The organism is Planctomycetia bacterium (assembly GCA_034440135.1).
In the GTDB taxonomy this organism is placed as follows: domain Bacteria; phylum Planctomycetota; class Planctomycetia; order Pirellulales; family JALHLM01; genus JALHLM01.
On the sequence record JAWXBP010000275.1, the window covers coordinates 1 to 13,657 of the forward strand.

Sequence of the window (13,657 nt, forward strand, 5' to 3'; positions counted from 1 at the left end):
ACATAAAGTTGCTGAAACAGCCCGTTGATGCGGTCCGCGATCTTGCCGCATTCCTCGGCGACGCGTTTCTCTAACTCCGGCTTCGCCGCCTTCGCGGCGCGGCGGTCGGCGTCCGGCAGCTTGCGCGTCGCGACCTTGGCGACCACGCGTTCCGCCACGCGCCCCCCGACGCGCGTCGAAACATCGACGCCCGTCAACCTCGTCCGGCTGCCGAGCGAGATATCCGGATCCCGCGGCGTCACGCCATCCGCATTCAAGAAGAAGAGTTGATTTCCGTTCAGACAAACATTGCTGCGCGCCGACACGAACAGCTTGCCCCGACAGGCCGTGAGTTTCATCAAGCCTTGCGATTCCACGTACAGCTTGAGAGACGCGCGGCGATTGTCCTCCGGCAGTTCCAGCCGCGTTTGAACCGGCAGGCTGCCGCGAGCCGTGATCCGTGTACCGTCCCGCTGTTCGCGTACGTCGATCGGCGCGTCGAATGATCGAGCCCCGATGGCCTGCAAATACGCCGCGTTGACAAAGACCTGATGATTCGGGTGCGCGAGTCGTGCGCCCAGTTCCGCCAACGGGCCGTCGATGCGATGCAACCGTGCTAATGCAGCGAAATCCGCTCGTGCCGTGGCTTCTTCATTCGATTCTTGCGCAGCATTGGAATCGAACTGTGCAAGTCGCCGCAATCGCTCGACCGCCTCGGCGCGCGCCGCTTCGTCGAACGTCGCTAACGAACGCCAGGCCTCGACCGCTTCGCGCAATGCACTCAGCAAAGGTTCCAACCCGCCGGGACGTTTGACGCGCAAGGCGCGCAGCGCGCCGTCGTCCGCAACAGGCGTTGATGCACTCAACTCACCAATCAACGCGTCGATTCGCAGTTCACTGCGCAAAATCGCGCCCTCGGGCAACGAATCCAAGTGACGCGTTACATGATCCAACGCCGTTTGGGCCCGTTCTTTAGCTACGAGGACTTCATCCGCCGTGGCGACTCGCAACTCCGCTTCGGCTGTTGCGAGCCATTGCGTAGCGGAGACTTCATTGGCTGCGACGGCTTGACCGAACTGTGCCGCGTGTAGGCAGCCAATCCAGGCGAACGCCACGAGCCATGACGCCGGACGCCAACAGGCGGTGCGGAAAATCGGAGTTGCCATGTGCACGTTCATGATCCGATCATAATCTGACCCGCTCGCCATCACCGCGACTTTTTTTCGCTCCCGCCCACCTTGGCGAGCGCGCGGTCGCCCTTCCGGGAGCATAGCTCCGCGAACCTCGTTTCGCCGTCCGCACTGCTGCCAGGGACTACGACCATCCCGCTCAGAGCGGCAGACCACCGTCGCAGCAGGTCACGCAGTCCCGACGCACGAATTCCAGGCAGCAATCGGCGTAGTAGTCGTTCCAGGCGTAGGCCACGGTGACGTCGCGGCCGCGACCTGTGCACACATTCCACTGCTATCTTTGATAGAACCGGCCGTTTTGTGCGCCAGGGAAGAAGCGATCGGCAAATTGGCTCGGAGAAGGATTCGGCGGCGTGGGGGGCCTGTAGGGCGGGAACTTTGGCGGACCCTTCTTGGTAGCTGCCTTAAGGAATTCCTCGAGGATTTTGGGATTTTTCTTGGCACAGTTGAGATTCTTCTGCACCTTCTCCGCTACCAATTGCTCGGCCTGCGAGAAGGTCGCGGTCTGAAGATTCATGTAGGCCTGAAGGCCGGCTTCCACCGATGCGCCTCCAAGCGACATCACGATCATCGTCCCGAAGTTTAAGACGATCTGCGTGGCGTACACTCCGGCGTCACAGGCAATGAAGTCCTCCATGAATTTTCGGGCGCCGGACGTTTTCACCGCGGACGCGGCGCGCGCGTCCGATCCCATGGTCACCAATCCCGAGGGATCGACAAAGCTCATGGGATTATTGAAGGCGTAGCGGTAGAGATTCGCGTCTCCGCCGCTGAAGCCAAGTGGATCTTCGCTGATGAAACGGCCGACCGCGGGATCGTAGTACCGCGCACGGTAGAAATACATTCCCGTCGGATCCAATTCACGGCCGGTGAAGAGGAACCGAGTGTCGACGTCGGCGTTCGACTGCGACAGGACTTCACCGAATGCGGCGTACTCGATGTGATTCGCCAGATTCCCACTGGCGTCCAGAATGTCGTGTACGGTGTTGAGTCGATCGGCCAAGAACCAGGTCAAGCCGTCAACGACATCCGTCTGAGCCAGCGTCTCATCAATGTTTTCGCCGGCCAGGTAGCGACGCACCACCTCTCCAGTTGCGCCGTAGTCGGCCCAGGCCGTCGCGCCGTCGTAGACGACATTGGTGATTTCGCCATCGACGATCGTGGCGATCCGTCTATCAAAGGCGTCGTAGCGGTACTCATGGACACTCAGCACGTCGCCTTGGGCGTCCCGCAGCTCGACGCGCACCAGGCGAGCGCGGTGATCGTAGGCAAATGCCGCGGATTCGCCCGTCACGATCGCGAGCTTGAGGGTCAGGCTGCCGTTGGCGTCGTATTCGTAAATGTAGTCGCCGTCGCTATCCAAGCGGTTGCCGGCGGAAACTTGGTAGTCGTCGCCATGTGCGCTGGACGAGGTGCGATTCCCCAACGCGTCGTAGTCGAAATCCTCCGGCGGCAGCGCAGTGCTAATGGCGCTCAGCAGCGAGCCGTTCGCGCTGTAGTCGAAGTCGGTCGTCTGCCCATGGTGCGACGCCGCGACCAGGTCAGAAGCAATGTCGTAATCGTAGTCAAATTCAGCGAGCACTTGGTCGGCGGCCGACTTGTGAGAGAGCAGCAGCAGATTGTCGAGGTCGTCGTAATCGTAAGTCGAACGCGCAACGCGATTCGCGCCCCCCAAATCGCTGGAGCGGTTCAGCAGCGTGCGTCTGCCGACAAGGTCCTGCGCGAGTTCGACGCCTACTTCGGCGCCTACGATGCCGCGCCATTGCCGCCGCCGCAGGGCGTCCACCTCGCTGTATTCCGAGTCCACGGCGACCCCGTCCTGGTCGCTCACCGACGTCACATTGCCAGCTGCGTCATATTCATAGGTCAGCGTGACGGTTGGCAGCGTCGGCCGTTCGTCCGTGGCCGTCGTGATCCGCCCAAGTGCATCGTACGTGAATGACTGAACGGAATCGGGATCCGAGACGCGAATCAGATTCTCCGCGGCGTCGTACTCGTAGGTGATCACGCGCAAGGGCGCACTCGCCTCGTACCACGCTTCCTCGATCATCAAGTTGTTGCCATCGTATCGAAAACGGGACACGTTGCCGACGCGATCAGTGTATTGGACGACGTTGCCTTGCTCGTCGTATTCGTACCGCGTGGAGTTGCCCAGCGGGTCTTGCTCCTCCAGTAGTCGTCCCAATGCGTCGTACCGGTAAGTCGTGGAATTCCCCAAGGCGTCCGTCACCGCCGTCAAGTTGCCATTCGCGTCGTACGCGGAACGTGTCGTCGCGCCCATCGCGTCCGTCGACGACAGCACTGGACCGGACGGACTGTAGTCCGCCGTCGTGGCTGCGCCACTGGCGTCGCGAATGAGCACGCGATTTCCGTATGCATCGAAGCCGTACACGGAGACCAACTGTCCGTCCAGAAACACGCGCGAGGGAAGGGAATTTGCGCCGTCGTACTCGACGGTACGAACCCGGCCGAGCGGATCGACGATTCTGCGCGCCCGACCGAACTCGTCGTTCGTGTAGACGTAGCGCGCTCCGGCGGCGTCGATCTGTTCGGTCGGCGTGCCAAAAGCGTCGTACTTGAAGCTGCTGACGCGGCCCAATTCGTCGGTCAGCGTCAACGGCTGGTTGAGTTCGTTGTACGTGGTCATCGTCACGCCGCCGAGCGCGTTTTCCGCCCGAATCTCATTCCCGCGATCGTCATAAGTGCGGTCGATGGAATTGCCCCGAGCGTCTGTTTCCTTGACCGGAAGTCCGCGCTCGTTGAATTCGTAGGATCGTACATTTCCTTCGGGGTCGGTCGCGCGGACGATGTTGCCTCGGTCGTCGTACTCATAAGTCGTGACGCCGCCGCGCCGATCGCGTACGTGCTCCACCGATGCGTCAATCTCATACTCGTACGAGATTGCATTTCCCTCAGCGTCCACCACGCCCACGGCGCGGCCGCCTTGGTATTGCACTTGTCGCGTCACGTTTCCGAGCGGGTCTACCGAACGATCAAAGAAGTGCGCAGGACTGTCGAGGTACTCATAAGTGGTCGTGGCTCCAAGGCGGTCGGTGACGCTCGCCAAGTCGCCGTTACGATCGTATTGATAGTCGATCGGCTTGCCCGCCGGATCGATGATCCGCGTAATCCGGCCGAAGGAGTCCCGCACGAATTGAACCACGGCGACCCCCTCGCGCGCGATGCCGCTGTCGCTGAACGTGAGACCTTGACCGCGGCGATCGACAATTCGCTGCAACCCTTGGAATTGGTCATACGTGAACGTATAGCCGTCCTTCGTATGCAGTTGATACAACGATGGATTGTAGGGAAAGCCCAGCAAATGGTAGCCGAAGGTGCCATCCGCGCGACGTTGCAAAGGCGTCTCGTCCACTTCCAGCGTTTCCATGACGCCAGGATCCGGACGGAATCTTGGTAGCCAATAGCCGCCGCCGAAAAGGCTGAACTCGGCGAACGGGTCGAAGGTGAAACCGATGCGTTCCCCTTCCGGATTCGTCAGGTAAACGCGAGCGCCGATGTGAAACGGATTGCCGAACAGGCCCTGCGATTCGAACGGGCTGACGGGCACACTCTCCCGAATCGACGACTCCCCATAAGAGAGCGACCAGCCGTGACCAAAATCACCGGACTCGCCGGCAGCGCGCGAGTCGTATGTGCGGCGCACTTCGATGGGCACGCCCAAGGTCGGCAACTGAAGCTCCGTGATGTCGAACCGCACCTCGCCGAATTTCAGCGCGCCTTCAATGCTCAGCTCCACGACCCGCGCCGCGACATTACCGCTCAAGTCCTGCGCGATGACGCGGATCACGTACGAGTCATTCAGCAGCAACGTCGGATCGAACGCGCCCAGCGTGTCGTTCACCACCGACGTGGTTGATTCGACAATCAAATTCCAGTCCGCATCCGCGCCGGTCGGATCGTTCACGTTCACCAGGTCGGCCCGCGCGTATTCGACGCGATAGAACTCCAGATTCGGATCGCTCGCCGTGCCGATGATGTCGGTCAACGTTGTGACGACGGAACCATTGGCGGGGCTGGTGATCTCCACGATAGGGCCGTTGGTGTCGTTCGGATCGAACGCCCGCAAGAGGGCGCTGCCCTGCCCGATGTTCCCCGCGGCGTCGGCGGCCGTGGCCACGACGTTGAGTTGTCCCGGCGCGTCCGGCGTGTAGATCGCGGTGCCTTGTTCCGTAAGCGTGACCGCCTGGCCGTTCACGGTCAGCGTCAGCGATTCCACGCCGACGTCGTCCATCGCCTGCACGGTGATCACCACCGCATTGCCAATCGCGACCGACGGCGTACTGAGCTGCACGCTCACCACGGGACCAATCGTGTCGGGCACGACGGTCAACGTGAAGGTTTGCTCGTCATCCAGCCCATGCGCGTCGATCGCCTGCACGGTGACATTGTGCGGGCCAAGGTCGGCCAATTGCGTCGACCAGGTGATGCGCCCCAACTCGTCGATCGTCATCCCGGCCGGTGCGTCCAGCAAAGCAAAGCCGACGGGATCGTTTTCCGGATCGTCGACTTGCACGTCGTAGTGGAACACCGCGCCGGCGGAGAGCGTGGTCGTCGGGCTAGAAACAATCTCCGGCGCTTGATTCACGCGCGCCAACAGTGCATAGCGTTGCTGCGAGCGATGCCCGCCCGCGTCGTCGGCGGCGACGATCACGATCTGCGACCCCGCCTGCGCCGCGGCGGGCGTCCATTGCACGAGACCCGTATTGGCGTTGATCGTCATGCCGGTCGGCGCGGTGATCAGCGCGTACGTGACGGCGCTCCCTTCGGGATCAATCGCCTGCGCGGCGTATTGGTACAACTCATCGACCGTGGCGCGGAACGCCGCGCGGGTGCGGAAGATCGGCGCCAAGTCCGGCACGACCTGCGAGACATTGATGGTGAACGATTGCTCGGCGCTCGCACCGCTCGGATCCGTGGCTCGGACTACCACGTTGGCGTCGCCCAGTTGCCCGACGGCCGGCGTCCAACGAATCACGCCCGTCGCGGGATCGATCGACATTCCGGCCGGCGCGGTCGTCAGCGAGAACGCCAACGGCGCGTTCTCCGGATCGATGGCCCGCAGGCCATAGATATACCGCCCGTCGGCGATCGCCGTGGTCACGGGACGTGAGAGAATCGCCGGCGGCTGATTGACGCAGGTCACGTTCAAACTCACGGTTTGCGTCGCGGCCGCGAGGAAGGTGTCGCTGGCCTCGATGACGATCGTCGCCAATCCCAGCTGATTCAATCCTGGCGTCCAACGCACTTCGCCCGTAACGGCGTCGATCGACGCGCCGTCAGGCGCTTCGACCAACCGCCAGGCGATCGGATCGAAATCCGGGTCGGTCGCCCGCGCGCGGTACCGGAACTCCGTCTCGGCCACGATGGCCGCAGTGGTCGGAACGGAGACGATCGTCGGAGCGCCGTTCGCTTCATTCGCGGTAACTTCAATGGAGAAGCTTTGCGTCACACTGCCGCCGCGGCCATCGGCCACGCGCAACGTCACTGGCGCCGCGCCAACTTGATCGTCACTGGGCGTCCAGGTCAGCAGTCCGGTCACAGGATCGACCGTCATGCCCGTGGGCGAGGCGTCCAAGGAGAAGGTCAACAAATCATGATCTTCATCGCTCGCGGCCGGGAAGTAGAACCACGTGCGCCCGAGCGGAATCGACGTTCGCGGCGTGGAATCAATCACCGGATTGTGATTCGCAGCCGTGGCCACGGCGTTCACATCGAACTGCTGCGACGTCTGCCCGCCTTGCCCGTCATCGGCCAGGATGGTGAACGACGCCGAGCCCGCGGTCGCCGGAGTCCAGGTCAGCAGCGCGCGATTCGGCAGCGCTGCGATCGGCGTCAATACCGCGCCGGCCGGCGCATTGTCGAGCGTGAACGTCACAACATCACCATCAGCGTCTTGCGCCGCGATGAGATAAGCGAACGCCGCGCCAACCACGGCTTGCGCGCCAGGCAACGTCGTGATCACCGGGGCGTAGTTCGTCGGTCCCGGCGTCGTCGATGCCAGTTCCACGCAAACGATGAATCGCTGCTCCGCGCGGCCGCCGGCGCCATCCACCACTTCGACGACGATCTCGTGATCGCCGACTTGCGCCGCCGTCGGCGTCCAAGTGATGACGCCCGTCGCATCGTCGATCACCATGCCCGTCGGCCCGTTCAACAGCGCGAACAACAGTGCGTCGCCGTCCGCATCCGTGGCGTCGGCATCGTAGCGATAGGCGGTGTCCGCGGTGGCGGACACGATCGGCAACGTCGCAAATACCGACGGGCGATTCGGCGGCGGCGTGATGACGTTGATCAAGAACCGTTGCTCGGTCGTGCCGCCGCGCCCGTCGTCGGCCAGGACGGTCACTTCATGTAAACCGAGATCGTCATTTTCGGGCAGCCAATCGATGACGCCCGTCGCGCTGTCGATCAACATCCCGTCCGGCGCGACCGGCAACGAGAACGTCACGGTATCGCCGTCGTCATCCATGGCCCGCGATTCGTACCGATAACTCCGTCCGGCCAACGCCTCGACGACGGGCGTCGTGCTGAACGCCGGCGCGGTGTTCAGCTTGCCAAAGAATTCCAAGTCGTAAGTGAATTGCGACCGCTCTGGCGTGAAGAACTGAGCGGAAAGGAAACCGGTTTCGCTACGCGGCGCGAGCGTGCCCCCCGTGACCAGTCCCGTGAAGTCGTAATACGGCGCGCCGTCGGGCGTGAACCCGTCGGCGTCCAGCACGCGCACCGTGGGGTCGCTCAGGTTCCGAATCGCCACGAACAGCGGCGCATCGGCCGGATACTGCCCGTCGTTGCGAATCGCGATGTCGGCGAACAGCGTGTCTTCGTCATCCTGCAACGACGTCCGCGCGTACTGCGGCGAGAAACTGGCCGAGACGTTGCTCAAGAGATCGAAATCCGGATCACCGCTCGTGCGTTGCGCGCCGTTCAACTTCAGCGTGGTCCGCGACGTTTGATCGAGCGAATCGGTCACTTCGAATTCGTAGAAGTTCTCGCCCGGCAGGACCGCCACGCGGACGAAGAAATTCCCGGCCGCGTCGATCGCCTCCACAGGCTGGCCGTTGACTGTGACCAGCACCACGGTAGCGAAGGGCAGGTCCGCGTCCGCGAAACCCGTCACGGCCACCGTGGTTCCGGCGGCAATGTCTGCGTCATCGTCCGGAGTGAGGATGGAAATCCGTGGCGGACCGGTCGGCGCGGTCCAGTTGATCGTCGCGCTATCGACCAGATTGCTCACCGCGGCGTCGATCGTATCGAGTCCGCCGATCGCCCCGATGTAGCGCAGCGTCGCCACGCCGTTCTCATCCGTAAAGGCGAACGCCGTCTGCGGATTCGCCCCCGCGACGGCAAAATCGACGCGTACGCCGGGCAGCGGCGCCCCGCCGTCGTCGAGCACCGTGGCGCGGACGACCGCCTCGACGCCGATCGGCACGTTCGGCTGCCCGACGACGAGATCCAGCGAAGCCGCCGCGGCCACGCGCGAGAGCGACTGACCGCCAGTGTAGCCGTAGGAATCAAACCCGGAATAGCCGTACACCGTGAGTCCAAACGGCGACGGCCCCGCGAACGTATGCGCGCCCAGTTCCACGGGCACTTTCGCGCCCGAAAAACCGCTCGTGCCGATCGCCGAGAACAGATTCGCCGCGATCGGCGCGCCATCCATTTCGATCAGGCCGACATCGGCGGTGTTCGCCGCGATGTTGACGTAATTGATCGCAAAGCCTGTCTCCGGCGTGGTCACCGTGTAGTTGCTGAGGTATTGCTCGAAGGGCGGAATGTAGACCATGAACGGATCGCTGGTCACGTTGTCGAACGTCGTGCCGTTCGAGTATTGCGCGACCAGGATCGGGTGATTCGCCGAAATCTCGCTGGCGACTTTCAAGTTCATCTCGTGGTATTGTCCGCTCAAGAGCGTGGCCACGAGTGTTCCATTGACGCGGACCTGCGTGTCGTCGTCATTCGCCAGAAAGCGAAACGTATCGCCGTTGAGCCGCGTGGCCAGCGGGACCGTGACGAATTCCCGGCCCCAACTATCGGTCGGCGGCAACTGTTCGACCAGGTGATCGCAGAAGCCGGTGAAGTCCGGCACGAACGAGCAGAGATGCGAACCGTATGCCGCGACCGGCTTGTCCGAGGTGATCCTCGTGCCGGTGAGATCGTTATTGCCGAGCGCGTCGCGCAGCAAATACGTCTGACCCGCGTCCAGCGTGATCGTGTGCGTGGGCACGGCAAAGGTGCTTTGCAGCACGTCGAGATACGCCAGGCGTCCGATCGGCGCGGAGAAATTGAACGTCGCCGTCTCACCGATTGCCAACTCCGCGATTTGATCGACGCCAAAACCGGTCAACGGCGCGGTCGGCAGCGTCGTCTGCGTCGCGCGGAAGGAGTAATTCACCGGCGCGAAGTCGAGCCCCGAGACAATCAGCACGTAATCGCCGCCGTAGAGCAAAGTCGACGTAAAATCCACGATCTGAGCGCCCTGAGCCACGTTGCGGTTCGCCGGGTCGGTCAAGGACCACCCAATCTGGGCAAACGTCGTCGATAAGCTGTCAAACAGCACGGAGTTGCCGGGGATGCCCGGCACGCGGAACAATTGCACTTCGCGTCCCGTGTCGAGCGTCGCCGCGATGTCGACGCCGTAGGTGAGCACCGGCGCCGCGTCGACGTCCAGCAGTCGGAAGCGATAGTCCGTGCCGGGCGCCGCAGTGCCTTCGACAATCAGGTAGTGCGTGCCGGTCTCGCCCAGCGAGAACACGCCGGAGTTGTTGTCTGAATTGGTGAAGAGATAGGTCACGCCGGAGGGACTGAGAATCCGCGCGTTGATCTGGTCAGAATCGCTGTCGAGGCCGTCCAAGTAAATCCGTTGTGCGACCGTTCCGTCGAAACGATAGGCGACATGGTCCGTGCCGAGCGGGAGCGTCCCCGCAACTTCGTCACTGTAGTCAATCGTCGGCGCGGCGCTGACGTTGAGGAATCTGAAACGGTAATCCTCCGGCGCATCGGTGCGGCCGACCAGGAAGACGTAGTAGCGTCCCGTGGAATTGGCCGTGAAGATCCCGTCTTCGCCTGAGCTGTTCCGCTGCAAGACGTTCTGGAACTTCTCGTTTTGGATGAAGACCTGCGTGGGGTCGTTGTCGTTATCCAGTCCGTTGAAATAGTACTTCTGCCCCTCGACGGCGTCGAACGTGAAGCTCACCGTGTCGCGCCCCACGACGGTTTGCCCTGTCACCAGATCGCCCAGTGTCAGCGGCGTCACGTCGGCCAGGTCTTGCAATCGGAAACTGAAATCGGCGTTGGCGGAGTTTCCATAGATGACGATGGTGTACGTGCCGTCGACCGTCAAAGGCAGCACGCCGGAATCGGAATCCGCGTTCGAGGTTCGAATCTGGTTGTTGAATGGATCGAAGATCGACGCGAACACGCTGTCGAAATCGCCGTCGAGCGCATCATAAAACAGTTGCTGCCCGGCCGTGGCGTCGAAAGAGTATAACAGCACCTCGCGCCCCGAAGCGCCGACGTTGCCGGCGACGACATCGCCGATCTGAATTTCCGGCGGGGTGCCGGCATCCAACATCCGGAAGCTGAAATTCGCCCCGGCCGTCGTGTTCGCCTGCAACAGCAGTGTGTACGTGCCCGACTGCGACAACACGAACGGGCCGAATTGTTGATCCGAGTTGATGAAGAACTGCTGCGCGTCGCCGGGACCGAGCAATTGCGCCGACACATTGTCGTTGTCGTTATCCAAGCCGTCGTACACCAGCGTTTGCCCAGCGGCGGCGTCGAACTGGAATTGCAATGCCTCCGTGCCCACAGGAAACGAGCCGTTGACCAGATCATCGATCGCAATCGTCGGCGCGGCGCCGAGGTTCGTCAACCGGAAGCGAAAGTCCGGCGTGGCGTTCAAATTGTTCTGAATGATGACGTAGGCAGTTCCCGTTTCGTTGATCGGCGTGATCCGCGCGTCCGAATCGGCGTTCAGTTGGGTGGCCCGGACGCCGCTCGGCAACACGACCGACGCCAGCATGTTGTCGAAGTCCGTATCGACGCCGTTGTAGTAGTAGCTGTCGCCCACGGCCGCCGGGAACTGGTAGACCGCGGCCGCCAGCGGCGGCAACGTCCCTTCGGTCAGCGCGCCGAATGTCAGCGCCGGTGCCGCGCTCAGATCCAACACCCGGAACGTGTAGTTGCCCGACTGAGAAGCGTTCACGCCAGACAGCACAACGCTGTACGTGCCCGCCGACGGCAAACTGAACGGCCCTTGATCGGTGAAGTCGCTCGCGTTGATCAAATTCACGCCGGAAGGATCGCGCAAGTCGACGCGCAGGCCTTGATTGGTCGGATTCAAACTATCCAGGAAGATCACCTTCCCCGCCGAAGCGGAGAACGGATAGGTCGCCGTCTGCCCGGCGGCGATCGTCAACGTCTGCGTCGTGCCGAACCCGCTCGACGCCACCGGCGCGGGCGTAGTCACAGTCGCACGGAACGTCGCTTGTGCCGTCGGTTGCGACCCATTTCCTTGGAACAACAACAGGTATTCGCCCGTCTGCGTCAAATCGGCGGCGAAGTCGACTTCGAAGTTCCGCAAAGTCACCGTGGAGTTGTTCGGCGCGATCAATAGCCACCCGCCGGCGCCATTAGCCGACACGGCAAGATTGTCGAGCGTGATCCGCTGACCGGCCGTCGCGTTCAAGCGATACGCCGCGAGCGCCGCGCCGGGGTTCAGTGTGACTTGCGTATCGACACTGAGTGGCAGCGCGGGCGCATTCGCTACGTCGTGCATGCGGAACTCGACGTTCGTCGCACCGTTGACGCCGCCGAACACGAACAAGTAGTGCTCGCCTGCTTCGACAATCGTCGTCGCAGGGCTGTCCGCGTTCGAGTTGGCCTGAAAAATCGCCGCGCCGCTCGGACCCACCAACCGCACCGGCGTGCTGCCGCTGCCGACGCGACCGTCGTAGATCAGCCGATCGCCGACGTTGGCGTCAACACGATACACGACCGCCTCGCGCCCGGTCGGCAAGTTCACTGCGACGTTCGCATCCAATGCGAGCACAGGCGCATTCGACAAATCCTGCAACCGCAGCGCAAAATCCGCCGGCGCGTCTTGGTCGTTGCTCACGAACATGTAGCCCGTGCCGTCCGACGTTGATCGGGCAATGGCGCTGTCGGAGTCGGCATTGAGGAACGGGCCGATCAATGGGCCGTTGCGCCCGATCACGCGCGTCCGCACGTTGTCGAAGTCGCCGTCGAGTCCGTCGTAGAACAATGGCAGTCCGACGCTCAAATCGAAGCGATACGCCTGCGACCGGAACGCGTCGAGATTTCCCGTCACCGTGGAATCGAGCGCGTAGTCGTCGGCGTTGGCCAAATCGAGCAACCGGAACGGAAACGCCGTCGGCGTCGTGATCGAATTGAGGACAATGATCTGATACGTCCCCGTGGCCGGCAACGCCCAGACGTCGCTATCGGTGTTGGTGCGGCCAAAAAACTGAATCGCGCCGGACGGCCCGTAAACTTGCAGATCGATTCCCACGGCGCTGAGCGCGTCAAATTGCAACTCCTGCCCCGCGACGCCGTCAATCGCAAACACCGCCAATTCCTTGGCATGCGTCGTGGCCGCCGCCACCGTGGTCTCGAATGCCACCTGCGTAGCGTCCGCCACGTCCAGCACTTGGAAGCTGTAGTCCTCGCCGGGGCTGCGACCGTCGACGGTGATGGTATACGTGCCGGAGACGGGAAGCGTGACGGGGAAGCGATCATCAGCGGCGACAAAAGTCGTTAACTGTGCGCCAGCGGGCGTGTAGACGATGACGTCCGTGCCGCGGCCGATTGATTGACCGTCGAACGCCAATTGCTGACCGGCAACCCCTGTGAACGAGTACAAGTCAGTCCGCCGCGCGCCGACCGGCATCGTGTCCTCGATCACCGTGTTCAACGCGATGGGCGTTGCGTCGGCAACATCGAGGACGCGGAACTGAAAGTTCACCGGCGTGCCTGCCGCGGTCGAAACCAACACGTAAAAGTCGCCGGTTTCGGCCAGCGTCAGATACTCGGAGTTGTTCTCCAAATTGGTTTGCGCCAGCACCACGCCCGTCGGAGAAACCACGCGATAGAACGAATTCGGCGCGAAGCCGGGATTCTGCCCATCGATGAACACCTGCTGACCGGACGCGCCGGCGAAACGATAGACCTGCGTATCCTGTCCGTTCGGCAGGCTGCCGGCGACGGTTTGACCGACGGCGATCGGCGTCGAGTTGGTCGCCAAATCCAGCAACCGGAAACGATACGTGCCGGCGTAGCCAATCGTTGGCGGCGTGACGCTGAGCGAGTAGTTCCCCGCGCGATCGGTCGTGATCAACCCGCTGTCGACGCCATTCTGAATGCCGACGATCGCATTGCTGTTCGGTCCCGTCAACGTGACATTGCTGTTCGGCGTCGGGAGCGAGTATTGCCCAGGGTCGATAGTCACG

Annotated in this window: 3 protein-coding genes; all 3 read right to left on the reverse strand. The window is 62.4% G+C overall.

The features are described 5' to 3' along the window. Positions 1-1,145 (reverse strand): hypothetical protein (locus SGJ19_16745; GenBank protein ID MDZ4781901.1); only part of this gene is annotated, 1,145 nt, incomplete at its 3' end. Between the two features lie 163 nt (positions 1,146-1,308). Further along, the gene (locus tag SGJ19_16750) at positions 1,309-1,434 is read right to left on the reverse strand and encodes a hypothetical protein (protein MDZ4781902.1); all 126 of its coding nucleotides are present in this window, start codon (positions 1,432-1,434) and stop codon (positions 1,309-1,311) included. Positions 1,435-1,443: 9 nt separating this feature from the next. Next, positions 1,444-13,602: a putative Ig domain-containing protein gene (locus SGJ19_16755; protein MDZ4781903.1), complete on the reverse strand. Its 12,159-nt coding sequence runs from the start codon at positions 13,600-13,602 to the stop codon at positions 1,444-1,446. Between the last annotated feature and the right edge of the window lie 55 nt (positions 13,603-13,657).